This is a genomic window from Endozoicomonas sp. Z74, assembly GCF_057680865.1.
Window position 1 is genome coordinate 1 of the sequence record NZ_JBLYZI010000057.1, and the last position, 24634, is coordinate 24634.

The 24634-nt window shown below is 53.1% G+C and carries 22 protein-coding genes and 1 riboswitch; of the genes, 9 read left to right on the plus strand and 13 right to left on the minus strand.

Translation table 11 applies throughout. From position 1 onward, the window contains the following. Positions 1-202: 202 nt before the first annotated feature. Positions 203-589, minus strand: a complete 387-nt coding sequence (gene cyaY / locus ACNRUY_RS16115) for an iron donor protein CyaY (RefSeq protein WP_488112676.1) — start codon at positions 587-589, stop codon at positions 203-205. 154 nt (positions 590-743) lie between these two features. Here cyaY and lptM point away from each other — a divergent pair, with 154 nt between their 5' ends. From lptM to ovoA, 8 genes are all read left to right on the plus strand, one after another. Continuing rightward, on the plus strand, positions 744-887 hold the full coding sequence (gene lptM, locus ACNRUY_RS16120) for an LPS translocon maturation chaperone LptM (RefSeq protein WP_488112677.1): 144 nt from the start codon (positions 744-746) through the stop codon (positions 885-887). A gap of 54 nt (positions 888-941) precedes the next feature. Further along, positions 942-2285 (plus strand): diaminopimelate decarboxylase, encoded by a 1344-nt coding sequence (gene lysA / locus ACNRUY_RS16125; protein ID WP_488112678.1) that lies wholly within the window; start codon positions 942-944, stop codon positions 2283-2285. Between the two features lie 53 nt (positions 2286-2338). Further along, entirely contained in the window at positions 2339-3193 is an 855-nt protein-coding gene (gene dapF, locus ACNRUY_RS16130; protein WP_488112679.1) for a diaminopimelate epimerase, read from the plus strand. Then, positions 3190-3918: a DUF484 family protein gene (locus ACNRUY_RS16135; RefSeq protein ID WP_488112680.1), complete on the plus strand. Its 729-nt coding sequence runs from the start codon at positions 3190-3192 to the stop codon at positions 3916-3918. Before dapF ends, ACNRUY_RS16135 begins: the two co-directional genes overlap by 4 nt. Next, a complete protein-coding gene (xerC, locus tag ACNRUY_RS16140) occupies positions 3919-4833 on the plus strand; it encodes a tyrosine recombinase XerC (RefSeq protein ID WP_488112681.1) in 915 nt (304 codons plus the stop codon). A gap of 69 nt (positions 4834-4902) precedes the next feature. Next, the gene (locus ACNRUY_RS16145) at positions 4903-6276 is read left to right on the plus strand and encodes a hypothetical protein (RefSeq protein ID WP_488112682.1); all 1374 of its coding nucleotides are present in this window, start codon (positions 4903-4905) and stop codon (positions 6274-6276) included. Between the two features lie 64 nt (positions 6277-6340). Continuing rightward, a complete protein-coding gene (locus tag ACNRUY_RS16150) occupies positions 6341-7036 on the plus strand; it encodes an HAD-IA family hydrolase (protein WP_488112683.1) in 696 nt (231 codons plus the stop codon). A 107-nt stretch (positions 7037-7143) separates the two neighbouring features. Further along, complete coding sequence (gene ovoA, locus ACNRUY_RS16155; protein WP_488112684.1) at positions 7144-9348, plus strand: 5-histidylcysteine sulfoxide synthase; 2205 nt, start codon at positions 7144-7146, stop codon at positions 9346-9348. A gap of 75 nt (positions 9349-9423) precedes the next feature. Here ovoA and ACNRUY_RS16160 read toward each other — a convergent pair whose 3' ends face one another. From ACNRUY_RS16160 to ACNRUY_RS16170, 3 genes are all read right to left on the minus strand, one after another. After that, positions 9424-10884 carry an SLC13 family permease gene (locus ACNRUY_RS16160; protein WP_488112685.1) on the minus strand — a complete coding sequence of 487 codons (1461 nt, stop codon included), beginning with the start codon at positions 10882-10884 and terminating at the stop codon, positions 9424-9426. A 215-nt stretch (positions 10885-11099) separates the two neighbouring features. Further along, entirely contained in the window at positions 11100-12503 is a 1404-nt protein-coding gene (locus ACNRUY_RS16165) for a CoA-disulfide reductase (RefSeq protein WP_488112686.1), read from the minus strand. A gap of 2 nt (positions 12504-12505) precedes the next feature. Further along, complete coding sequence (locus tag ACNRUY_RS16170; protein WP_488112687.1) at positions 12506-13903, minus strand: L-cystine transporter; 1398 nt, start codon at positions 13901-13903, stop codon at positions 12506-12508. A gap of 732 nt (positions 13904-14635) precedes the next feature. On the opposite strand from ACNRUY_RS16170, the gene ACNRUY_RS16175 reads away from it, so the two are divergent. Beyond that, positions 14636-15712 carry an acyltransferase family protein gene (locus ACNRUY_RS16175; protein ID WP_488112688.1) on the plus strand — a complete coding sequence of 359 codons (1077 nt, stop codon included), beginning with the start codon at positions 14636-14638 and terminating at the stop codon, positions 15710-15712. A 12-nt stretch (positions 15713-15724) separates the two neighbouring features. Here the strand turns inward: ACNRUY_RS16175 and ACNRUY_RS16180 are convergent, their stop codons facing one another. The 9 genes from ACNRUY_RS16180 to ACNRUY_RS16220 form a co-directional block, all read right to left on the minus strand. Continuing rightward, positions 15725-16696, minus strand: coding sequence for an ABC transporter substrate-binding protein (locus ACNRUY_RS16180; protein ID WP_488112689.1), 972 nt, complete (start codon positions 16694-16696; stop codon positions 15725-15727). 67 nt (positions 16697-16763) lie between these two features. Beyond that, positions 16764-17510, minus strand: coding sequence for an ABC transporter permease (locus ACNRUY_RS16185; RefSeq protein ID WP_488112690.1), 747 nt, complete (start codon positions 17508-17510; stop codon positions 16764-16766). Continuing rightward, positions 17507-18298, minus strand: coding sequence for an ABC transporter ATP-binding protein (locus tag ACNRUY_RS16190; protein WP_488112691.1), 792 nt, complete (start codon positions 18296-18298; stop codon positions 17507-17509). Before ACNRUY_RS16190 ends, ACNRUY_RS16185 begins: the two co-directional genes overlap by 4 nt. Positions 18299-18356: 58 nt before the next feature. Next, complete coding sequence (gene thiD / locus ACNRUY_RS16195) at positions 18357-19205, minus strand: bifunctional hydroxymethylpyrimidine kinase/phosphomethylpyrimidine kinase (RefSeq protein WP_488112692.1); 849 nt, start codon at positions 19203-19205, stop codon at positions 18357-18359. Positions 19206-19392: 187 nt separating this feature from the next. Further along, positions 19393-19506, minus strand: a riboswitch (TPP riboswitch). Positions 19507-19556: 50 nt separating this feature from the next. Then, positions 19557-20342, minus strand: a complete 786-nt coding sequence (locus ACNRUY_RS16200; RefSeq protein ID WP_488112693.1) for an SDR family NAD(P)-dependent oxidoreductase — start codon at positions 20340-20342, stop codon at positions 19557-19559. Between the two features lie 67 nt (positions 20343-20409). Beyond that, on the minus strand, positions 20410-21003 hold the full coding sequence (locus ACNRUY_RS16205) for a DUF3833 domain-containing protein (RefSeq protein WP_488112694.1): 594 nt from the start codon (positions 21001-21003) through the stop codon (positions 20410-20412). 70 nt (positions 21004-21073) lie between these two features. Next, complete coding sequence (locus tag ACNRUY_RS16210; RefSeq protein WP_488112695.1) at positions 21074-22291, minus strand: class I SAM-dependent methyltransferase; 1218 nt, start codon at positions 22289-22291, stop codon at positions 21074-21076. 3 nt (positions 22292-22294) lie between these two features. Then, complete coding sequence (locus tag ACNRUY_RS16215) at positions 22295-23176, minus strand: DUF1365 domain-containing protein (protein WP_488112696.1); 882 nt, start codon at positions 23174-23176, stop codon at positions 22295-22297. Between the two features lie 8 nt (positions 23177-23184). Continuing rightward, positions 23185-24543: an NAD(P)/FAD-dependent oxidoreductase gene (locus ACNRUY_RS16220; protein ID WP_488112697.1), complete on the minus strand. Its 1359-nt coding sequence runs from the start codon at positions 24541-24543 to the stop codon at positions 23185-23187. Positions 24544-24634 lie beyond the last annotated feature (91 nt).

Consider the following 24634-nt stretch of genomic DNA (forward strand, 5'->3'; position numbering starts at 1 on the left):
AAGTACCTACATTGACTTGGTTTCTCCACACCATTGCAAAAGTGGGTGGCTGGTGTGATTCAAAACGTACAGGCATACCTGGATGGCTGGTCGTATGGAAAGGCTGGGCAAAACTACAAGACCGCCTCCACACCTACCGAATGACAAGAGGTGTGGAGATGTGACTAAGAGACAGCCCCTTGGGAGAGGCTCGGGGTGAGGGTTACAACACCAGCTCAACAGACTCCCCGGTCTGTTCAGAAAGACACCGGTTCAATACCTTTATAAAGCTTTCTCCCTGACTAAAACCATTAGAGTCGCTGTCCAGCACCCACTCCTGGCGGTCCGGGTGAAAATCAAAATGAAAACCACCGTTGCGGGCGGCCAGCCAGAGTTGCAGCAGCGGTGTCTGTCGGCTGAGGATTACTTTGCTTTCAGCGGCATTGCCACTACCACTGGTGGTGCTGTCCTCACAGGTCAGGGTAAGAATCCCCGCCGAGGTTTCATAATCAATATCCAGCCCTGCCTCATCAATGGCGTCTTCAATGGCCAGCATCAGTTCATCCAGATGTTCGCTGTATTGTTTTTCAGTCAGGGTGCTTTCGTTCATGGGGTTCATGTATTCAGTGTATTGCCCGGAATTCTAGCCTTATCGGCGCGTCTTTAGTAGAGAAGATGTCGGTAGATAAGCTTGTAGAGAAAAGACCGGTTAGCCAGTTATACTGTCCCCTTATCCATCAATGACCCATGGTAAGGACGCGGTTATGCGCATCATCACGGCCAGGAAAACAGCCGCTCTGGTATTTTCAACGCTCTTGATAGCGGGGTTGCTGACGGGGTGCGGTCAGAAGGGCGATCTCTATCAGCCGAAACAGCAGACGGCTTTCAGTCATTCCGTCCAGCCCTGACTAAGGCTCAAAAGCCAGAACAATCTGAATAATAAACAGCGAGAGTTTCACTGAATGAACACCGGGAACAGCAGTCTTACACCGTGGTTTTCCTTTGAACCGTCTGACTTTCAACCGCTTGATAAAAAGAGTGATGCCACTGGAAAAGAGCTGCATGCGGAGAAGGTTCCTGTCCGTGAACTGGCCGACCGTTTTGGCACACCTCTTTACGTCTATTCCCGTGCAGGATTGGAAGCGGGGTATAGTGCTTACCAGCGGGCTCTGGGCCAGTGGCCGCATCTGGTATGCTATGCGGTTAAAGCCAACGGTAATCTGGCGGTATTGAATGTGCTTGCACGTCTGGGCTCGGGCTTTGATATTGTCTCCATCGGTGAGCTGGAACGGGTTCTGGCCGCAGGGGGAGACCCTGCCAAAGTGGTGTTCTCCGGGGTGGGGAAGCAGAATCATGAAATCCGTCGTGCCCTGGAAGTGGGGGTTCACTGCTTTAATGTGGAGTCTGAGCAGGAGCTGGAGCGTATTCAGGCCCAGGCCTGTGAGCTGGATAAAGTGGCAGCCATCTCCCTGCGGGTGAATCCCGATGTGGATGCCCAGACCCATCCTTACATCTCCACAGGTCTCAGGGACAATAAATTTGGCATTGATATCCAGCGGGCACCGGCGGTGTATGCCCGTGCCAGTGAGCTGAGCCACATTGAAGTGGTTGGGGTGGATTGCCATATCGGTTCTCAGCTGACCACCCGGGAACCCTTTCTGGATGCCCTGGACCGGTTATTGTTGCTGGTGAATGAGTTAAAAGAGAAGGGCATTGCCCTCAAGCATCTGGATATTGGGGGAGGGCTGGGTATTCAATATAAAGATGAAACCGTCCCTTCGCCTTCGGATTATCTGGATGAGGTGAAGGAGCGAATGCGAGCATCAGGTAATGGTCATCTGGTCCTGGTGGTGGAACCGGGTCGTTCCATTGCAGGCCAGGCCGGGATACTGTTAACCCGGGTTGAATTGATCAAAAAGACCGGCTACAAAAACTTTGCCATTGTCGATGGGGCCATGAACGATCTGTTGCGACCTTCCATCTACAGTGCCTGGCACAGCATTGAGAATACCCGGCAGGAACCGGCTGGCGAAGACAGTGACGTGTACGACGATGTTTATGATATCGTCGGACCGATTTGTGAAACCGGTGACTTCCTGGGGAAAGAGAGGGCTCTGGCGATCCGGGAAGGGGATCTTCTGGCGGTTCGCTCCGCCGGAGCTTACGGGTTTGTCATGAGCTCCAGCTATAACGCCCGCTGCCGGGCGGCCGAAGTGATGGTGGATGGCAACCAGGCGCACTGTGTTCGTCGTAGAGAAACCATTGAAGAGCAGTATGCATCGGAAAGCCGGTTACCCGCTGAATGATTGCATGACAGAAAACAGCGGATCCACAGAATTCTGAAACAGTGTTGAACGATATGTTGCTACATTTCACCAAAATGCACGGCCTGGGTAATGACTTTATGGTGGTGGACAGAGTGTCCCAGAACGTGCGCCTGCCTCCGGAAAAAATTCGCCGACTGGCGGATCGACGCTTTGGCGTTGGTTTTGACCAGTTGCTGGCGGTGGAACCGCCTACCCACCCGGATATGGACTTTCGATACCGTATTTTCAATGCCGATGGCAGCGAAGTGGAGCAATGTGGCAATGGTGCCCGATGTTTTGCCCGGTTTGTCCGGGATAAAAAACTGATCGGACGCGACCGGATCCATGTGCAGACCGCCGGGGGCAATATCGAACTGACGATTCAGTCCAATGGCGAGGTGGTTGTGGATATGGGGGTTCCCAGGCTGGAGCCTGACCAGATCCCCTTCCAGGCCAGTGGCCGCGGGATAACTTATCCTCTGTCAGTGAAAGGCCTGGTTAAGGGGGTTGCTATTGATCAAGAGCTGGAAGTTTCGGCGGTGTCCATGGGGAACCCTCATTGTATCCAGGTGGTGGATGATGTTCAGGAAGCACCGGTTGAAACCCTGGGGCCACTGATTGAGTCTCATCCGGACTTTCCCAGAAAATGCAACGCCGGATTCATGGAGGTAGTGAACTCCGGGGAAATCAAACTCCGGGTCTACGAGCGGGGGGTGGGGGAAACCCTGGCCTGTGGCACCGGTGCCTGTGCGGCGGTGGTGGCGGGCCGTCTTCGGGGGTTGCTGGACGATAAGGTCAATGTGCACCTGCCCGGAGGAAGCCTGACGATCCATTGGCCTGGAGAGGGCAGTGCGGTTATGATGACAGGTTCAGCCACTCGGGTTTTTGAAGGATATACACGCCTATGACCGACCACAAGGCCAAGTCCTCTACGTTAAAGGCTTCTCCTGCCAGGGAGGCAGAATTCGATGCTACTCACGTGGCAGAGTATCTGAAGGAGAACCCGGACTTCTTTGTGGGCCGTGATGAACTCCTGCTGGAGCTGACCCTGCCTCATCAGCGGGGGGATGCCATCTCCCTGGTTGAGCGTCAGGTGTCGTTGCTAAGGGAGCGAAATGTGGATTACCGCCAGCAGCTTGCCCGGCTGGGAGAGAATGCCCGGGACAACGAAAAACTGTTTGAACGGATGCGGCTTCTGGTGCTGGCACTGCTGGAAAGCAAAGACCTTGAACAGCTGGTAGAGGTGATTCGTGACAGCCTGGACCATGAGTTCGGCATTGAATTTCACTCCCTGATTCTGTTCAGTGAAATGCCCATGAACCTCCCGGTCCGCATTGAGCATGTGGATGTGGTGGTGGCGGAACTGGGGAAAATTGTCACCACAGGAAAAGCCATCTGTGGCCAGATTACCGATGACGAACGAAACTTCCTGTTCCAGGAGCAGTCCGCCCAGGTGGGGTCTGTGGCCATTGCCCCGTTGAACTATGCCCTCAGTGAACCCAGGCAATTGGGAGTGCTGGCATTGGGGAGCAAAGATAAAAACCGTTTCAAGGCCAGCATGGGCACGATGTTTATCAGTTATTTGGGCGACGTGCTCAGTCGGGTGCTGGCCAGGCATATGGCCCAATCGTAAATGGAATCACTGCTGAATCAATTTCTTGATTTCCTCCGCCACGAAAAGCAACACTCGGTTCATACCCTCAGTGCCTATCGCCGGGACCTGGTTAAAACCATGGACCGGGCCCGGGCCTGTGGCTTAAGCGAATGGTCTGGGATTACGGAAAAACAGTTACGGCAGTGGCTGGCCCTCTGGCATCAGGAAGGGCTTTCCAGTCGAAGTCTGCAGCGGCTGCTCTCCTCCCTGCGACGTTTCTATGGCTATTTGCTTGACCGCGGAATGCTGGATCACAATCCGGCTCAGCTGCTGACGGCCCCCAAAGCCGGTAAACCATTACCGGTGACTTTGGATGCGGATCAGGTGGGCAGCCTTCTGGATGATCTTCATGGTCAGGCGGAAAGCGATCCGTTGAAGTGCCGTGACCTTGCCATACTGGAACTGTTCTATTCCTCCGGGTTAAGACTGGCGGAACTGGCCTCTCTGGATCTGGACAGCTTTGAAGAGGGTGGTTCTCAGGTGCGGGTCATCGGGAAACGTTCCAAAGAACGAATCGTTCCTGTTGGCCGCAAGGCTCAGGCAGCGGTTCACCGCTGGCTGGGGCTGAGAGGCGGTTTTGTCAAAAGCGGAAGTGGCAACGCTCTGTTTCTGTCAAAGCAGGGGAACCGCATCAGCCACCGCCAGATTCAAAGCCGTGTCCGGCAGTTTGCCCGGGAAGCCGGTATGCCTATGGGCGTCCACCCCCATATGTTGCGACACTCCTTTGCCAGTCATATTCTGGAGTCGAGCCAGGATCTTCGCTCCGTTCAGGAGCTGTTGGGGCACAGTGATATCTCTACAACCCAGATTTATACCCACCTGGATTTTCAGCATCTGGCGGATGTTTATGATAAAGCTCACCCCAGAGCGGGCAGGGGAAAAAAGAAAGACTGAGGGGCAGCTTTTTGGTTTTATGCTAGCTTTGAAAAACTGACTGGACGTTTAATTGGTTTTTCATTATTTATGACAACAAATGCCCGTAGCGAGAGAAAAATCGTTTGTGCCCTCCTCACCCCAAAAAAACAGGGAAGCAGAATACTTTTTAAGGCAAAAATAATTTGCCTGGTTTTTTCCTTGTTTGGCGGTTTTGTTCAGGCTGATTTCAGAGATGCAAATGAAGCATCCAGGCACAGGATGTGGTTGCCTTTATTTGAACAGGCAAAAGGGCTGGTTATACAGAATCAGAACGAAATTACCCTGGTCTGGCCAGAAGACAGTTCTGAGCCTCTGGAGTCCCTGGTTTTGAGATTTGAGTTTGTGGTTGATCCCTCTGATTTAATTGTGATGGGAGAAGGGGATTGCTCTGGGGGAAATGAAGGAGCGGGTAGTGATAACGATTTCATTATTGAATGCCATTTTTTGGGTGAGGGTGAAAAGAGGGTGCAGATTAAAACGTCCCATCGGCTGAACCCCGGGAGCAGCTATCAGTTTCATAATGGGCGGATTCAGCCTGTGGATATTTTGCAGGGCAAGCGGGCTATTACCCATGCATGGCTGGAGGCTGAGAACGTGAAAAGAGCTGAAGCTTGGGTGTATCAACAGTGGAATCCAAAGGTTGAACGACCTTATCTGTTAGCTCCGGATCATCATTTAACACTGGCAATGCAGTCAGCACTTTTCAGATCAGATACCCGGCATCCTGATCAGCAGTTTGAAAATAACCTGGTGGTTTTTCCTGTGGTTGAGGTTAATGGCAGTAATGGTGAATCTCTATTGGGGAGTTCAGTGGCAGCCAGTCAAGAAGATTCTCCTACTGGGCTTGTTGGTGATCACACCTATAGTACAGGCAGTTCAGTTTTGACTCATTCTATTAATGAAAGTACGTTAACTGTTTTTTGTGAACATAATTATTGTTATTTAGATGTTGAACTTTCCCATGAGCTGCAAGGAGAAGATAGAAGTGTAACCCCCTCTTCTGAAATGGAGTCTTCTGAAATTGAGTCTTCTGGAAATGAGTCGCTAAACACTGTGCTTTATGACAACTGTTCAAATGATAGCAGTAACGTCATAATAGATTCCCAAGCAGAAGAGGTTCCTTGTGAACCGCTGGAAGCTGGCATTGATAATGGAATTAGCGATCCATATGATGAGCTGTCAAGTCTTGAGTGGCTGCTTCATGAAAACTTGGTTTCGAATGCGGTTGATAAACCGATGTCAGCCGCTGAAGGGATCGTTGCGTTAAGAAACCATAGCGATTCGGTAGAGGCTTTGATGGAGGCTCAGGACCAGGCTCACTCTGCCGCTGTATTACTGGATTTCAAAAAAAAGGCACCGTTTGATAAAGATATGAAAGATGCCGCGGAGGCTTTGTTAAAGCTCAGGAAAAAGAAAGAATAGGAGCCATTTGCTGTTTGAGTTGATAAGATAACCGTCGTGTTTTCACAGTCTGAAAAATCCGCCCATGACCCTCAAACTGGTGACCTTTGACCTGGATGACACCCTCTGGAACAACGGCCCGGTGATTGCCCGGGCAGAACAGGAGTCACTGGCCTGTCTTGAGGCATTATGGCCTGCTTTCTTTGACTGTTTTACCCGGGAGAGCCTGATGCAGCTGAGAAGGGATGTCTGCAGGCAGCGCCCTGAGCTGAGCCATCAAATCACTGAAATGCGTCATTATGCCCTGGTTCTGGGGTTAGTCCGGGCGGGGTGCTCCATGGAAAAGGCGGTCTCCATTGCCGATCAGACCATGGTTGTGTTTATGGAGTGTCGTCATGAGGTGGAGTATTTTCCAGAAGTGATGTCAGTACTGGAGGCGCTGTCCCAACACTATATCCTCGGATCGTTAACCAATGGCAACCTTGATGTACGCCGATTGTCTATTGGTCGGTACTTTAAAGTATCCCTCCGCTCAGAAGACCTGAACAGTGCCAAACCAGAACCGGACCTGTTTCTGAAAGCCATGGCTACAGCCGGTGTTTCTGCAGAAGAAACCGTGCATGTAGGGGATTCCCTGACATCGGACGTAGCCGGAGCCAATGGCGTTGGTATCCGGAGCATCTGGTTTAATCCTGATCTCTGTCCTGTGCCGAAAGAACATCAGCCCTGGGAGGTTATCCACAACCTGCATCAGCTTCCCTTTCTGCTGGCCGACCACTGAAAGTCCCTTGATTCTTTGGCTCAAATAACCGACCTTGGAAAGATCCAAATGGTTTCCGTGACGTATAGGAAAACTTCAGCTCATCCATACACCCAGGAGTGCATGACGTGCTTGAACAGCCCTGTAGCAGTTCGTCCAGAAGTCATCTTGAAGGCCATCCTTCGCCGGAAGCCCTGTCAGACAATAGAACCAGAACACTGCTCCTGAATCAGGGCGACCCTGAAAATAAGCGTCAGGAGCTGCTCCAGTATTTTCATCAAACCTATGATCATTATGAGCAGCTGTTTGAAACACTGACCTGTGACGCCGCCTGGTTTGAGAAAGCGATTCCTCTGAGACACCCCCTGATTTTTTATTTTGGCCATACCGCTGCGTTTTTTATTAACAAGCTGGTGACGGCCAAGCTGATTGATGAAAGAGTGGACTCCCGGATTGAATCCATTGTGGCCATTGGTGTCGATGAAATGTCCTGGGATGACCTGGATGACAGTCATTACCATTGGCCATCTGTGGAGCAGATGAGGGCGTATCGAAAGCAGGTCCGAGAAAGGGTTTCTACCTTTATCGGGCAAATGCCCATGGAAATGCCTGTCACCTGGGAGAGTCCGGCCTGGATTATTCTTATGGGGATAGAGCATGAACGAATCCATCTGGAAACGTCTTCCGTATTGATTCGGCAGCTACCACTGTCGTATGTAAAGTCCCACCCCTCCTGGCCAGTATGCGCTGACAGTGACAAGGCTCCCGATAACCGTTTGCTGGATGTCCCTGGTCGTATTGTTCGCCTCGGTAAAGACTTCGATGATCCACTTTATGGCTGGGATAATGAATACGGCCAGTTTGAAGTAGAGGTCCAGGATTTTCGCGCCAGCCAGTACCTGGTCAGTAATGGCGAGTTCAAACAGTTTATAGACGCAGGTGGCTATGATCAGGAGCGCTGGTGGTCCGATGAAGGATGGGCATGGGCAACGTTCACCAGAGCCCGCCATCCGGAGTTCTGGGTACCGGATGACAATGCGTACCGCTATCGCACCATGCTACAGGAGATGGCTATGCCGTGGGACTGGCCGGTGGACGTCAATTGCCATGAAGCCCAGGCATTCTGTCAGTGGAAAAGCGAAGTCACCGGGAAACAGATCCAGCTGCCCAGTGAAGCGGAATGGTACTGTCTCCGGGATCGGATTGAAACGGATCAGCCCTGGTGGCAACAGGCTCCTGGTAATATCAACCTTGAGTACTGGGCGTCTTCCTGTCCGGTAAACCGGTTTGGCTCTTGCGAGTTAGATGGTGAGTCAAATGATGAGCTGTATGACGTGATTGGCAATGTCTGGCAATGGACCTCCACCGCCATTGATGGGTTTGACGGGTTCCGGGTTCACCCCTGCTATGATGATTTTTCAACCCCTACCTTTGACGGGCGGCATAACCTGATCAAGGGGGGCAGCTGGATTTCTACGGGCAACTGCGCCCTCCGCGATTCCCGTTATGCTTTCCGGCGGCACTTCTTCCAACACGCCGGTTTTCGCTATGTGGAATCTACGAGCACAGAAATGACCACTGACAACCCTTATGAAACCGACCTGCTGGTAGCCCAGTACCTGGCTTTTCACTATGGCGAAACCTTCTTTGAGGTGCCCAATTATCCGGCGGCCTGTGCCCGGATCTGTTATGAACTTCTGGATGGTCAATCGCAAACCCGGGCTCTGGATCTTGGCTGCTCCGTAGGGAGAACCAGTTTTGAGTTGGCCCGCTGGTTTGGTCATGTGGACGGCATTGATTTCTCGGCGCGCTTTATTTCCGCCGCATCGGAGCTGCAGGCCAGCAGTCGGATTCGATATTTCGTTCCTACAGAAGGTGAGCTGGGTGAATACTGTATTGCGGATCTGAGGGAACTGGGGCTGGGTGACATTGATGTGAACCGGATTCGTTTTACCCAGGGCGATGCCTGCAACCTCAAAGACCTCTACCGGGATTATGATCTGATTTTTGCGGGTAATCTGATTGACCGGCTGCACGATCCTGAACAGTTTCTGGGAACCGTTCATGAACGGTTGCGCCCTGGGGGGCTGTTGGTGTTGACCTCGCCCTACACCTGGCTGGAGGAATATACCCCCAAAGAGAAGTGGGTTGGGGGTATCCGTGAAAATGGTGAAGTGGTGGACACCTATACTGGACTTCAGCGAATCCTTGGGGACCAGTTTGAGGAAGTGCAGCCCCCAATGGATGTGCCGTTTGTGATTCGCGAAACCGCCAGGAAATACCAGCACAGTGTTGCGCAATGCACGGTGTGGAGGAGAAAAGACAAGGGGTGAAAATATTCTGTTTAGACATGGCCCCGCCCACCTGGGAAGGATGAGCGGGGCTGTTTCCAGGAAAAGCCTGGGGGATCAGGTGAGGAACAGGCCCACCAGCAGGTAGCCCACCAGAGACACCAGCACTATGCCTGCGATGTTCAGGGCAAAGCCTGCCTTGATCATATCCCTGATTTCAAGTTTGCCGGAGCCGAACACAATGGCATTGGGCGGTGTTGCCACGGGCATCATAAAGGCACAACTGGCCGCCAGGGCTGCCGGTGCGGCCAGCATGACCGGATCAATACCCAGAGTCACACCCAGTGCTCCCATCAGGGGCAGAAAGCCGGCGGCGGTTGCGGTATTACTGGTCAGTTCCGTCAGGAAGATGATGACGGTCACCACAAAAGCCACCACCAGCAACACTGGCATGCCATTGACGATGCTCATGGCTTCTGCCACCCAGGTAGCCAGTCCGGTGCTTTTGATCTGGGCGGCCAGGGTGAGGCCACCACCAAACAGCATCAGTACACCCCAGGGAATTTCCCGGGCTTTTTCCCAGGACATCACATAGACCCGTTCATCTTGCTTGACCGGAATAATAAACAGGCTGATCGTAGCGGCGATGGCGATGATGGTATCCGACAGGCCCGGGATAAAACCTTTCAGCAGTGGTCGTGCAATCCAGGCCAGTGCCGTCACCACAAAAATAATGGCAACCGTGCGTTCTCCACGGCTCATGGGGCCCAGTTCACTTAACTGCTGTCTGAATAAGGTGGTGGCTTCCGGGTTTTCCTCATTGGAAAGTTTGAAGCCAAAACGGGTGAGCCAGATCCAGGTGGCAAGCAGCATCAGCAAACTGATGGGCAGGCCCACCAGCATCCACTGGGCAAAGCCCACTTCCATGTTATAGGTTTCGGAAAGAAAGGCCGCTAACAGTGCATTGGGCGGTGTGCCGATCAAGGTGGCCAGACCACCGATACTGGCGCTATAGGCAATGGCCAGCAGAAGCGCCTTGGCAAAAGCGTTGTTCTGTGCCTTGCTGGGACCGGATACCATGGAGGCCACTGATAGACCAATGGGCAGCATCATAACGCTGGTAGCAGTATTGGATACCCACATGCTCAGAAAGGCGGTGGCAATCATAAAGCCGGCAATCTGCCTGTCCGGGCGGACACCGGTTTTCAGCATAATATGCAGGGCAATGCGCTTATGCAGATTCCAGCGCTCCATGGCCATCCCCAGCATAAAGCCACCAAAGAACAGGTAAATGGTGGGATGGGCATAAGGGGCGGTCACCTGCTTGATGCTGGCGATTCCCAGTAATGGCACCAGTAGTATTGGGAGCAGGGATGTGACCGGAATAGGAACGACTTCAGACACCCACCAGATGGCCATCATGGTGGCGACACCCACCATATACCAGGCATGCAGTTCCATTCCCTGAGGGGGAGGGACGATGAGCGTCAATAGAAGAACAAGGGGGCCTGCGAACAGGGATAGCCAATAGGTGGCTCCGGGGCTGGATCTTTGAAAGGAGGTGTTTGCATTCGGCACTATCGCTATCCTCTGGTTATTTTTTCCGCATACTGTCTTTTGTTGCAGGAAACGTCTATTGATTCAGATCAATCAAGCGATTGGTTTTGAGAGATTTTGGTAAGGTCTGTTCTGAAAGGGTGGGTTTCGGATTGTGCTGCCAGCAGAAGAAAAAGGCAACTGTCCGATGTGGAAGGTATGGCTCTCCAGGAGGAGAGCCGGGCAGGTGAAATTATTTATCGGGCTACATTACCCGCTACATTAAGGGCGTCCCAGGTACGGGCAAAAGGAGGAGCGTAGCAGAAGTCCATCATACCGAGGTCTTCGGTGGTGAGGCCCCCCTTGAGGGCTGCTGCCAGGGCGTCCACCCTGAGCACTGCACCCCGTCCACCGGCAACCTGGCCTCCCAGCAGTTTTTTGCTGCCAGGTTCATACACCAGTTTTACCAGGATGTCGGACTGGCCAGGATAATAATTGGTATGATCCTTATCCCGGATCACCACCGTTTTATAATCCACTCCCTGTTCCAGGGCCTCCTTTTCGCTGAGCCCAACCCGACCCGCTTCCAGGTCCATGACTTTCAGGCAGGCGGCACCGTAGGCTCCAGGAAAGCGCTTGTCCAGCCCTCCCATCACTTCACCGGCCAGTCTTCCCATTTTGTTGGCATAGGTGGCCAGGGGAATCCACACCGGTTTTTCAAGTTGAGCATGGGGTACCGTAGCGCAGTCACCTGCGGCAAAGATACCTGGAATATTGGTTCGACACTGGTCGTCTGTGACCAGTGCACCGTTCTTCAGCCTTTCAAGACCTGCTGTTTCCAGCTCAAGGTCAGCGACAAATGCCGTATTGGGCCTTACGCCTGTGCAAAGAACCACCAGGTCAGCCCGATAATTTCCTTTATCGGTGGTGAGCTGCAGACTGTGGTTTTCATCTTCCTTCAACGCTACCAGCGACTCCTGCCAGTGACAGGCCACTCCGGCCTGTTCAAGGGCATTGACCACCAGTTCAGCCACTTCCTGGTCAAAACTCCCCGCCAGGGGAGCGTTAGCGCTTTCGATGATACGAACCCGTTTACCCTGGCGCTCAAGGGCTTCGGCCATTTCCAGGCCGATATAGCCAGCGCCGATGATCACCACGTCCTGCACCTGATTGCTGCAGACGGCTTCTTTCAGATGAATGCCATCCTGCATGGTTTTTACACAGAATACCCGTCCGTTTTTCAGGCCTTCCCTCAGCCCCGGAACCGGAGGCACAACCGGTTCGGCACCGGTGGCGATCATCAGCCGGTCATAGGGTTGTTCAAAGACTCTGCCGTTCGAGAGGTCTTTCACCTGAACGACTTGTTGTGCAGGATCCACGGACTCAACACGATGCTTTATCTGGACATTAATGCCTTTTGCCGCAAACTGTTCCGGGGTGAACTCTGACATCTCTCCGGGGTTGGAGAAAAAGTCACCCACATAATAAGGGAGGCCACAGGCACCGAATGAGATGACGTCAGACTGTTCAAAAACGGTGATCCGTGCATCTTTCGCCACCCGTCGCGCCTTGGCCGCGGCACTCATGCCAGCGGCTTCAGCACCAATAATGACTATTTGCAGGGGCTCCTGGAGGGAGCTGTTCTGATCGTTAACTGACATCTTCAGGAAACCGTATCCATATCCAGTTCAAAGGACTCATTGTTGTTGAAAGTGGTCATATCCACTTCTCCCATGGCCCGGCCACCGACAAAGCCGGTGGCAATGGCGCCACTGACGTTCACTGCGGTGCGGCCCATATCAATCAGGGGCTCAATGGAGATCAGCAGACCGGCCAGCTCAACCGGCAGACCCAGTGCAGACAGCACAATCAGTGCCGCAAAGGTTGCGCCACCACCGACACCGGCTACACCAAAGGAGCCGATGGCGATGGTCACCACCAGAGTGCCGATAAAGCTCAGGCTGGTAGGATCAACCCCAACGGTAGGGGCAATCATGACTGCCAGCATGGCAGGGTAGATCCCGGCACAACCATTCTGGCCAATAGTGGTGCCAAAGGAGGCGGCAAAGTTGGCGACGCCTTCAGAGACACCCAGGCGCTGGGTCATGGTCTGGATTGTGAGGGGCATGGTGCCTGCACTGCTTCGGGAGGTGAAGGCAAAGGTCAGTACCGGCAGCACTTTTCTGATGAATTGAACGGGGCTGGCACCCACCAGGGTCACCATAATCAGGTGTACAACAAAGACAGCAATCAGGGCGGCATAGGAGGCAAATACAAACTGGATCAGCTGCAGGATGTCAGCAAAGTTACTGCCTGCTACCACCTTGGTCATCAGGGCCAGGATACCGAATGGGGTCAAACGCAGCACCAGGGTGACCATTCTCATGACCAGGGCGTGGGCAACCTCAACGGCCCCTTCAAAGCGGGCGGCGATGTCCGGCTGTTTCCGGTGCAATCCCAGGGCGGATACCCCGATAAAGGCGGAGAAGATGACTACACCGATGATGGAGGTACTGCGGGCACCGGTCATATCCATAAAGGGGTTATAGGGAATCAGGCTGATCAGCATGCTGGGGATGGAGAGATCCTGGAGGCCAGCTGCTCTGGAAATCAGTTGTTCTCCCCGGGCAGCTTCCCGGGCACCGGAGGTGATGGACTCGGCACTGAGCCCGAAGCCCAGGGCGGAAATGATTCCGATAATTGCGGCTATGGAGACGGTTACCATCAGCAGTGCCAGAATCCAGCCACTGATCCGGCCGAGGGCGCCAGCGCCCTTGAGTTTCAGGATGGCCGATATAACGGAAACCATGACCAGCGGCACCACGATCATTTTCAGCAGACCTACGTAGCCATTGCCCACGACATTAAACCAGCTGATGGACTCAGATACGGTGTCGGAAGAGGCTCCGTAAAACATCTGCAGACAGGCCCCAAAGGCAACCCCCAGGCCCAGAGCGATAAAGACCCTGCGGGTAAAGGGCATGTATTGTTTCTGAAAACGATAAAGCAGAGCGATGAGCCCCACCATAATCAGAATGTTGGCGGATACTGCAATCGACATGGCTGATATTCCTTTGGGTTAACCGGTAAATCGATTTAAACAGATGGTGTCGTCTTCTTTTCTATCCGTCTTCTATTTTGGCAGAGTCCGGGCGACACCTTCGAGCTTATAACTGTGTTTCAAAAAGAGAGTCAACAGGTTCTTTCAATTAAGTGGATCATTTCTTTAATACCGTTTTTTTAGAAATATTCTCTACCTTTCATGGATGTGTACTGCCGGTTTCTCACTATCTTTCCTGGTCGTGCAAACAGAGCTGCTCACCTGTCAGAATCCGGTCAGGTTCATTATGTGTAAAAGTCCCCCCCCTGCCGATATCAGCAGATAACCGTATCAGGTAGTGTTATTCGGTGTGGTTTGGGGCGGAAAGCCAGATGGCAGTAGGGTACCATGCCCTCTTTAATTGCCCTGGCTCTCCTTAATTTTCTCTGTGAGATGAATAAGATTTTAAAGAGCTGTTATCCGGGCTTTTGTGATTTGAATCAAATGATTGATCTTCTGCCGGAGTTCCCGGAGAGCCTGTTAATAAATTGTGAAGCTTCTGTCAGTTATGACATTCTTCACCCTCTTTATATAGAGCGTCACATCAGGGTTAGCTGCAAACTATCCTACAGCTCTATCTGGTAATACTGACCACCATCGGCCATGTGTTTTATCTCCACTGCCCACTAAACTGGGTTTTCTGTGTAACTGACTACAATACCGAACTGAGCGTTCACACAGTCAGGTATCAAGATGAACAGGATTCCTTTCGCCAGAGATGATGCTCTTGATGACTTCAGGGGAATCAGCATCGCGGGCATGATTCTGGTGAATCTGGCGGGCAGCAGGGTGTATCGCTATGAATGGCTGAGCCATGCCCAGTGGAATGGTTTGACTGTAGCGGACCTGGTGTTTCCTTTTTTTCTCCTGGCCGCTGGCATGTCTCTGGCCGTCAAAGCATCCCTGCCACCACCGGTAAGGGTGATCAAAAGGGTTTTGCTGCTATGGTTGCTGGGCTGGTTTTTGAATGCTTTTCCCTTTATCGGTTTTTCTCCCGATACGTTTCGAGTTCTGGGCGTGCTGCAGAGAATTGCCCTTTGTTACGGTCTGGCCTATCTGATGGTTCACTTGTTCAGCACCCGGAGCGTTATGCTTCTCACGGGATTGATTCTGGCCGGTTATGCCTTGATAACATGGCTGACCCAGTCGGCGATGACGCCAGTGGATAACCTCCATCGGCACATTGATCTTTTTCTGCTTGGGCCAGACCATATGTTCAGGGATTATTATCCGGATTTTGGCGGCTGGCAGGTTTTTGAACCTGAGGGCTGGCTGAGCACATTGTCTGCAACCTGCAGTGTGCTGATTGGCTACCTGGCTGTTCGCTGTCGGTCTGCGGAAAACAGCTGGCGCTATCCGCTGGGCTTTGGCGTTATCCTGCTGGTGTCAGGATGGTTGATCAGCCCCTGGGACCCTTTCAATAAGCAGCTATGGACCAGTTCTTTTGTGTTGTGCTCCGGTGGTATTGGCCTGGTATTGTTTGCTTTGCTGAGCGGTAAGGTGGGTGGCTCTCCCTGGTTGAGTCCGTTCCGGATTCTGGGAATGAATGCCATTGTTGTTTATGTTCTGCACGCCCTCTGGAAGAAAACTCTGCATAACCTGCCTTCTCCTTTGCCGGATGTGTCCCTGTACCAGTGGATTTATGAAAGCTGGTTTGTACCGGTTGCGGGTTTGCAGGGGGGATCTTTGCTCTACTCTTTTGTCCAGTTATTCCTGTTTTTTCTGGTGGCGGCGGAGTTGCACCGCCACCGAATGTACCTGAGAGTCTGAAGGTTCTGTCTTTTATAACTCCAGCATGAAATCGCTGGCCTTCAGGTGGGATTTCAATTCCCCTCTGTTTTCAAGGTAGTCTGCAAAACGCTGGTAACGTCCCACATCCCTGGCGGCAGGTCGCAGGGCGAAGTGAGGGATGGTGTCAAACCAGGCCCGGTGGTTCAATTCATTGTCCAATTGTTTCGGGTTGTAGTCCCGGAAGATTTCCCAGGATTGTTTCGGGTTATTCACAATAAACTGGGCGCCCAGTTCTACGGCCCTTAGAAAGCGACGAATGGCGTCTTTGTCAGCGCTCTTTTTATTAGCGATGTAAATCAGCTCATCGTAGGGAGGAATCCGGTTTTCTTCGTAATAGAACATCCGCCCTTTACGACCTTCAATGGCCAGTTGGTTCAATTCAAAGTTGCGATAGGCACCCATGATGGCATCCACTCTGCCGCTCATCAGCGATGAGGAAAGGTTCCAGCCGACGTTCACCAGCTTGACATCCCTGGCGCCAAAACCATAGGGCTCAAACAGGGTATCCAGCAGGGCATTTTCGATACCGCCGATATTCAGGCCAATGGTTTTGCCTTTCAGGTCTTTCAGGGACCGGATGGGGCTTTCATCCAGAACAATCACACCATCCAGAGGGGTGGCAACCAGCGTACCCGCCCAGGCCAGTGGCAGTCCGTTGGCCACCCCATGGGTCAGGCTGGGTTGATAGTAAACCGCCAGATCCACGTCTCCGGCAGCCACCAGTTTGGGGGGAAGGTTTGGGTCAGCGGGTTCCTGGATGTTGACGTTCAATCCCTGATCCCTGAAGTACCCTTTTTCCTGGGCGATGATGATGGGGCCATGATCCGGATTGACAAACCACTCCAGCATCAGGGTCAGCGTTTGTGGCTTTGCCAATGGCTTATTACCTGCCTGGCTTTTGGAACCAGCATGTGCTGTCAGTGAGAAAACCACTGCGACCAGCAGGGTCAGAAAGCGTTTCATCGATAGGGCTCCTCTCATTCTCGTATGGAAGATAAAGGCGTTTGTCTTTTGTGTTTAACGATGGCCATCAGGAGGTTTCAGGCTGCCAGGGAATCAGCCAGCGCAGGGCACGGTCCGTAAGGTAGTAAAGAGTGACGGAACAGAAGGCCAGAACCGCCAGGGCGGCAAACATCTGGTCCACCCAGAGTCGGGCATTGGCCTGGATCATCATATAACCAAGACCGGCGCTGGAGCCCACCCATTCCCCGACAACTGCGCCGATGGGGGCCACAACAACGGCTACCCGCAGACCGGAAGCCAGAGCGGGTAGGGCGGCGGGCCAGCGAATATGGCGCAGAATGGCAAACCGTTTTCCTCCCATGGTCTGGGCCATATCCAGCCAGCCCTGATGGGTATGCCGGAGTCCGTCGTAGCAACAGGTGGCCACGGGAAAAAAGATCACCAGTATGGTCATGACGACTTTGGAGGCCAGACCATAGCCAAACCAGAGCATCAAAATGGGGGCCAGGGCAAAGACGGGAATGGCCTGGGTAATCAGCAGAGGCGGTAGCAGCCAGGGGCGGAGAATGGCGAAGTAGACCAGCAGCAGGGCCAGAAGAACGCCAAAAAGGACACCGAGTACCAGACCCATTAACATTTCTGCCAGAGTCACCAGGGTGTTTTCCCAGAGCAGGGCAGCATTCTCGATCATGCTTTTCACCACTTCGATGGGACCGGGCAAAATATACGACGGCATTTCCAGTGCCACCACCAGCCCCTGCCAGAGCAGTAGCAGACCGATGAAGACAATCAGGGGTTTCAAAGAGTCGTTCATTGTCCCGCCTCCTTGGCAATCAGCGTGTCATGTCGCAGCCGGTCAAGCAGCTGCCCCTGCAGAGACATAAGCTCTCTGTCGTCCAGTGAGCGGGGCGTCTTTCCGGGAGGGGTAATGGCATCGGTAAGACGTGCGGGCTGTCCCTGCAGATGATAGACCTGGTGCCCAAGCCTTAAGGCTTCCAGTGGATCGTGGGTGATCAGCAGCACGGTGCGGTTCTGCAACAGTTCACAGGCCAGATCCTGAAGGTTGAGGCGGGTGATGGCATCCAGGGCACCAAAGGGTTCATCCATCAGCACCAGAGGCCGGTTTTCCATCAATGTTCTGGCCAGGGCGACCCTTTGTCGCTGACCTCCGGACAGGTTCTGGGGAAGTGAGTCGGCTTTGTCCGCCAGTCCCACTTGTTCAAGAATGGTCATGGCCTGATCCCGGGCATCCGGTGGAATCCGGCTTTTTCGGTTCAGTGCTTTCAGCCAGGAGCATCGGAGGCGGTGACCCAGGGTGATGTTTTCCAGAACCGAATACCAGGGCAGTAGCAGATCCTGCTGAGCCATCCAGGCGATTCTCTGGGTGACCGGAAACCCATCCTGACAGTGGACCGTTCCCCGGGCCGTCCCTGACTCTCCGGCGGGTAATCCGGCTACCAGCCGCAGCAGGCTGGTTTTACCCACACCGCTGCCACCGAGCAGACAGGTCCACTGACCCCCCTTCAGGGTCAGATTAATGCCCTCAAACACACAGTGGTTGCCAAAATGAAGGCTGGCACCCCTGACAACAACATCAAACATAAGGGGTAATTATCGCTCCTGAAACGGGTTTTATTGCGCTATGGACACTTGGAAAGCCTTACCAGATCCGACAGAAGTGGTGCACAGGACCATGGCCGTCGCCCCGGTTTTTGCTGATTTCCAGTTCATCGGCATGGGCAATGGCCCGGGCAATGTACTCCTTGGCCTGATGGACGGCATCGGTCAATGATTCACCTTTTGCCAGGAATGCAGTGACTGCTGATGACAGGGTACAGCCGGTACCATGGGTGTTTCGTGTTTCTGTCCAGGGGGATTCCAGTTGATGCAGAGTCTGGCCATCGTGGAACAGGTCGATGGCTTTGCCAGCAGCTGCATTCTGGGAAGAGGCGCCTGAGGTTAAGTGCCCACCTTTTAGCAGTACTGCTTTTGATCCCAGCGCCAGCAGTGGCTCAACCATGGCAATCATGGCTTCCAGGGATTCAGGTCTTGGGCAGCCAAGTAGCACAGCCGCTTCCGGAAGGTTGGGGGTGATCAGGGCGGCTTTGGGAATCAGCCGGTTACGCAGCTGGTCAATGGCCGCTTCCTGCAGCAGAACATCGCCGCTGGTGGCTACCATAACAGGGTCAACCACCAGGGATTCAATGTGGTATTCACTGACTGCCCGGGCCACGGTGTCAATGACTTCAGGCTGACTGAGCATGCCGACCTTGGCTGCGCCCACATTCAGGTCGCTGAGAACGGAGGTCAGCTGCTGGTGGACAAACTCAGGCTCAACGTCAAAAATACCCTGAACCCCCAGGGTATTCTGTGCGGTCAGCGCCGTTATGGCACTGCATCCGTAGACGCCCAGTGCGGAAAAGGTCTTCAGGTCAGCCTGGATACCTGCGCCGCCGCCACTGTCGGAGCCGGCAATGGTCAGTGCGATGGGGGTGGTCTTAACAGGCATTTGTTCTGGGCTTTCCATACGGTACATCTCTTATCCGGTACATCTCTTATCGAGAAATAGATTCTGGCCGGGAAATGCCCATCAGGTCATCAGGAAAGCATGGGTGAAGAAGAGTGCCACCTGTCGTGGGGCAAGCAGGTGTCGTTTCTTTTACTGAGTCCGCTGTGGTGCAGCTTTTTACTGCAAAAACGGTGACCTTTTGGTTTCCTACGCCAGCATTATCTGGTTCAGGTTCTATGGGTGTTTCTCAGTTCAGCTGACTTCACTTTCCAGTAAAGGCTGAACACCCCAACCAACGGCTCGAGTCTATGGGGTTTACAGGCAGCTGTCCAGCCAGGAGCCTGCCCAGGATCAATACAAACGCCGGATCAACCAGAAATAGAGTCGATAGGGGAGGATACGGAGCAAGCCAATGATACCGGCAAACAGGACGGGAAAGCGTATTTCAAAACGGTTTGACCTGAGTCCCCGAAGGATGGCCTTTGCTGCATCATCTACTGCCATCAGAAAGGGCATTGAAAAGCGGTTTTTATCGGTCAGCGGGGTTTTCACAAAACCGGGGTTGATGATTTTGATGTCTATGCCAGAGGAGCGAAGATCCAGGTACATGGACTCGGCCATGTTGATCAATGCTGCTTTGGTGGCCCCGTAGGCGGAGGATTTGGGAAGCCCCCGGTAGCCTGCCAGAGAGGCATTGATGGCAATCAGTCCCTTCCCTTTTGCCTGCATGGCAGTGATCAGTGGTTCAAGGCAGTAACAGACGCCCATGACATTCAGCGTCATTTGCTCATGAATGACCCTGGCGCTGAAGTGGCTGGCAGACATGGGAATAAAGGTTCCTGCGTTGAGAATGGCCTGATCGATCTGCCCCAGTTCACGGATGATTCGCTCAACAGTCTGGTTTACTGCTTGCTGATCTGTGACGTCCAGAGGGTAAGCAACAACGGTGCCCGGCAGTTGCCGGGCGTCTTCCACCAGAGCGTTGAGATTGTCCTGGCTGCGGGCACTGGCGGCGACAGTGACTCCCTGTTCTGCCATGGCCAGTGCCAGTGCTCTGCCAATACCCTGACTGGCGCCGGTGATCCAGGCGACGGTTGTTTTGTTAATCGGGTTATTGGTTGTCGACGCTGTGGGCATAGTGGTGTCAGCCTTTGTTCGTTCCTGGATTAAAAAGTGTTATCCATGCAGGGTTGTAAGCTTTAAATCACTGAGCGTTCTGCTGGGGAGATCCCTTCCGGAAAGCGAAAGTCAGCCTGCCAAGGGTGAACCCCCATTTAGTCACTTCCGCAACGTTCAGCAGGATGCCGTCTTCCTGAAGAAACAGCCAGTCATCAAAGGACACCTTCCACTTTTTTCCACCAATGGGCAGCTCCATCTGGTAGGTCCAGTTAAAGGCATTGCCCGCACTTTTTCCCCTGGCGAGGCCGATCACATCGTCCGCGGTACCTTCATAAAGGCCATCTCCCAGGATCTGGATCGTCCATAGACGATTAGACGTGCTCCCGTCTTCGTAGAAGAAGTCTTCATCCAGTATCAGTGCGCCTTCTTTTACCTGGCCGTTCATTACCACTTTGAACCGGTTACGAACCTTTCCAAACCGGTCCTGAAACATGCCCCAGGCTTCGGTCCGTCCCGCAAAGTAGTCTTCAATTTTCAGTGCTGGCTGGCTGTTTGTGTAGTCTTCCGGTTTCATGTTGCTGCACCCTGTTAATGTCATTATAAACGTCAATAGAAGTACAAATCCGATGTTTCTTTTCTGCAGTCCTTTCTGGGTTACAGGGCTTCTTTTGTAAGGCATAGGCTTCCTTTCCTTTGAGCTTCCTGGCTGGGTGATTTTTGTGATTCAGAGACAGGTTTGAAGGGGGGCGTCATCCTGGTTTGCGAAGCTTGATCATGCAGACGTCGATGGACTTGTGAGCAAAGCCGGCTTCGCAGTAAGCCAGATAAAAGTGCCACATTCGTCGGAAACGTTCATCAAAGCCCAGCCTGCTGATGGCAGGCCATGCATCCAGGAATTGCTCCGTCCATAGCGCCAGTGTTCTGGCATAGTCCTGGCCAAAAGAGAGTGTCTTTTCCATATGAAGACCGGCTTTTTGTGCCTGTTCCCTGATCATGCGGGGGGAAGGCAGCATGCCCCCGGGAAATATATAGCGTTGAATAAAGTCCACCCGCCTGCGATAGCGGTCAAATCGCTGTTCATCAATCAATATTGCCTGAATCACAGCCGTTCCCCCGGGTTTCAGGCTGTTGTGGATTTTTTCAAAATACACAGGCCAGTGCTGCTCGCCAACGGCTTCGATCATCTCAATGGAAGCAATGCGGTCGTATTGTCCGGAGATATCCCGATAGTCGGTCAGACTGAATTCATGGGATGGGGACCGGGAGTGCTGCCGGGCATAGCTCTGCTGCTCTTTTGATAGAGTAATGCCGTGGTACTGGCTCTGGTATCTGCCGCCCAGTGCACGGGCCAATCCCCCCCAGCCACAGCCAATTTCCAGGATGGAGTGCTGATCCTCTAGTTCCAGCCAGTCGATGATGGTCTGGTATTTATGGTTCTGTGCCTGCTCCAGTGAGTCATTGTCGTTTTTAAACAGGGCGCTGGAATAGGTCATGGTTGAATCCAGCCACAACTGGTAAAAGTCATTGCCAAGGTCATAGTGGGCGGCAATATTGCGGCGGCTACCCCGCTTGTTGTTGCGATTCAGCCAGTGCAGCAGCCGATAAATCATCACAACAGCGCCCTTTTGAGCAAAGGCCTGTTCAAGGGGTTTTTCATTGGCCATTGCCCAGCTCATTATCTGATTAAGGTCCGGTGTACTCCAATCGTTAGCCATATAGGCTTCTGCCCAGCCAAGCAGACCTTTACCACTCTGTTTCAATACTTTGACCGGATGGCTGATGCGAAGGGTGGGGACTGCGATGTCAGGGTGGTGACGGCCCACTTTAAACTTGTCCATTTCCCCAAAATGCAGCTCGATGCGGGATACACCCACTTTTTTCAGCCTTTTCTCCAGCCAGCTGATGGTTTTTCTGGTTTTCTTTATCACTGGGCTGCCTGTTATTGAGGCGTCCTGGGCTGGGTTCATGGATTACGCTCCCTGACTGAAATTGTTGTGCGTTTTTCTTTCGCTTTGGGTGTTGGCGCTCAGAGAAGTTCCCCTGCTCCAGCTGAAAAAGTAACCCCTGGGAGAGTGTCTGAAGATTTTCAGCCCTTTCAGCCAGAGGCGCAGGGCTTCCCAGTGAATGGCGCCAATGACCTTGAGGGTTTGCAGAGGCAGCATCACCATGAGTTTCAGAATGAGTTGGTCATTGACAGGCTGCCGTCTGCCTTTGAACACTGCCGAAAACAGTCGGCCATCACGGTCGTTAAGACCAATGCCTAGGCTGATGGTTTCTGCGGGAGGCATAACCTTGAAACGGTAGACACACCCCATTGGGAAAAACGGCGATACATGCAGCCTTTTTTCTGCCATCTGGCGAATAATCGGTGCTGGTCTGTTTTTGACTGCGGGGTCTGCGGCAATGACGACGTCTGTGGCGATAATATAGGAGTGCCTTTCCCTGAAGGTGTTGCTGACTTCATAAACGACAGCAGTTAGCTTCAGGTCTGTCTTTTGGTTTTCGTTATCACTGCTCTTCTCATAACAGAAATAAACGGACAGGGGGTTGAAGGCGTACCCCAGAATTCTCGGATAGCAGAGCAGCCGGATGTGGTCAGGTTCTGGAATCCCCTGGGCCTGCAGAAGTTGTTTAATTTGCTGGCGCAGGGGCGCTGTTGACTGGTTCCCATAATCCCCGTAGTGGAATGAAACCAGATTGAAGCGGTTGACTGAAAACAGGGATAACCGCTTATCCAGTTCAGGCAGCTCATCCAGGTCCAGCAGCCAGGAGGCAACCCGGTAGGAAAAATGGTGTTTTTTTGGCCGAAGCCGACGATGCATCAGCGTTCCCTGATAAATAGAAGAGTCCATGGGCAGCCTCACTCCACAACCACTGGGGACTCAGGCAGGCAGAGCCGGTCATTTTCATTGTCCACCTGCCAGGGGCGCTGGATACCGCCAAGGCTTTCAGCCACTGCCAGCCCGGACTGAATACCGTCTTCATGGAAGCCATAGCCCATCCAGGCACCGCAATACCAGGTTCGGTTTCTTCCCTGAAGTTCCCATACCCGCTGCTGGGCGACCAGGGCGCTTTGGTTAAACACCGGGTGGTCATAGAGGTAACAGCCGTGAATCTTCGAAGTCTCCGGTTCCTTTTCCGGGTTAAGGGTGACAAACAGTGGCTGGCCCGGTAGGTGCTGCAGCCGGTTCATCCAGTAGGTGACGGAGGGGCCCTGGTTCCCGGTGGTGCCCAGATAATTCCAGCTGGCCCAGGCTTTTTTATTGTTTGGCATCAGACGCTGATCACTGTGAAGAAAGGCTTTGTTCCGCTGGAACTGGAAAGCGCCCAGCAGGTGCTGCTCCAGTTCATCCGGCGCTTTAAGCAGCTCCAGGGTGGTGTCGGCATGACAGGCCATGACCACATGGTCAAACGACCGTTGCTGGCCACGAATATCGGTAATCTCGACCCGGTCCTCAAAGCGCCTGACTTTGCGGATGCAGCAGTTGGTCAGGGCGGCGTCTCCCAGCTGATGAATGATGCGCTTCACATACTCACGACTTCCGCCTTTTACAGTCTTCCACTGGGGCCGGTTGGTCAGTTGCAGGAGCCCATGATTGTGGCAGAATCTCAGGAACGCCAGAGCCGGGTAGTCCAGCATTTTGTCCGCCGGTGTTGACCAGATAGCGGCTCCCATGGGAATCAGGTGATCTCTGATAAAAGGTTTGCCAAAGTGCTTTTTATTCAGAAGCTCCCGGAGCGTTATGGACGGCCCAAGGCTGTCCAGCCAGCCTTCACTGTTGCGATAAAAGCGCAATAGATCGAGTAGCATTTTCCAGAAACCGGGTTTCAGGAGATTGCTGCGCTGGGCAAAGAGCCCCTGAAGACTGGTTCCTGAATACTCGAGCTTCCCCTGGTTAAGGGAGACTGAAAACGACATATCGGTAGGCACAACGGGCACTTGAAGGTGCTGGAAAAAGGCGGTCAGGTTGGGGTAGGTGCGATCGTTGAAAACAATAAAGCCTGTGTCGACTGCTGTTGTTTTGTTCTGCTCCACTTCAGTACTGTCAGTGGGCGGGTGGTCTATTAATGCAGTGTGACTGTGCCCACCGAAGCGGTCGTCTTTTTCAAATAGGGTAACTTTGTGTTGCTGGGATAACAGCCAGGCACAGGAAAGCCCTCCGATCCCTGAACCGATGACGGCGATATTCAATCCTTTCCCGGACACATTTGCTGGCACTTCGGGTCTCCATTTTGTCGTTATTCGCGACCTTTACGGATAGAGTGACAGATTGGTTCAGGAGATGCCATCAGGCAGCCAGGGCTGCCTG